The following is a 789-nucleotide window of genomic DNA, read 5'->3' as shown; positions in this document are numbered from 1 at the left end:
AGCGTGCGGGGACGGGTTGGGTGAGCTGATGGAGCTGCTCGACGAGGTCGCCGCGCGGGCCTCTGCTGCCCGGGTCGTGGTCGTGCTGGAGGCCGTGCGGCGCGGGGAGGTCGCCGGGTCCGCCACCCACGCCTGGGTCCGGCAGCACGCCCCCTCCCTGCGGCAGTCCGGCGCCGCGGCCGTGGCCCGGATCGTCGTCGACGTCGCCGCCGGCGACACCCCCACCCAGCGCCGCGACCCCGACCCCGACAGCCCCCTCGGCGTCGTCTGGAGCGCCGTGCGGACCGGCGAGGTGGAGGCGCACACCGGGTGCGCCGTCCTGCGCGAGACCACCCGCCTGGCACCCCTGCTCCAGCCCAATGCCATCCCCACCGCGACCGCCGGGCTGGTCGCCCTGGCCGCCGAGCACGGACCCGCCGTGATGCGCCGCCTGCGACCCCGGCTGCTCGCCGAGCACGGCCGCGACGACGCCCTGCAGGACCTCCACACCTGCCTAGCCACCGCCGCCCGCCTCTCGATGCCCCACATCGAGTCCGCGGACCTGACCGAGTACCAGCTGTGGATGACCCCCGAACAGGCCGCCACCCTCGAAGCCGCCATCGGACCCCTGTCCGCCCCCGCCCCCAACGACGAGACCGGCGAACCCGACCTGCGCCCCGCCGGCCAACGCCGCGTCGAAGCCCTGACCGCCGTGTGTGCCACCGCCACCACCCTGCACACCGGCACCCACGACACCGACCGCGGCCCCGACACCACCCTCCACCTCACCATCCCCCTGACCGACCTCAC

Annotated in this window: 1 protein-coding gene; it reads left to right on the top strand. The window is 76.2% G+C overall.

Going from position 1 to position 789, the window contains the following annotated elements; all coding sequences use genetic code 11:
- Positions 1-28: 28 nt before the first annotated feature.
- On the top strand, positions 29-789 hold a 761-nt coding region (locus IG69_RS0119475), incomplete at its 3' end, for a DUF222 domain-containing protein (protein WP_030529822.1).

Source organism: Phycicoccus jejuensis (assembly GCF_000720925.1).
Classification (GTDB): Bacteria; Actinomycetota; Actinomycetes; order Actinomycetales; family Dermatophilaceae; genus Phycicoccus; species Phycicoccus jejuensis.
Note: the sequence above shows the minus strand (reverse complement) of the source record. Positions and strands in the feature narration are given on the sequence as shown.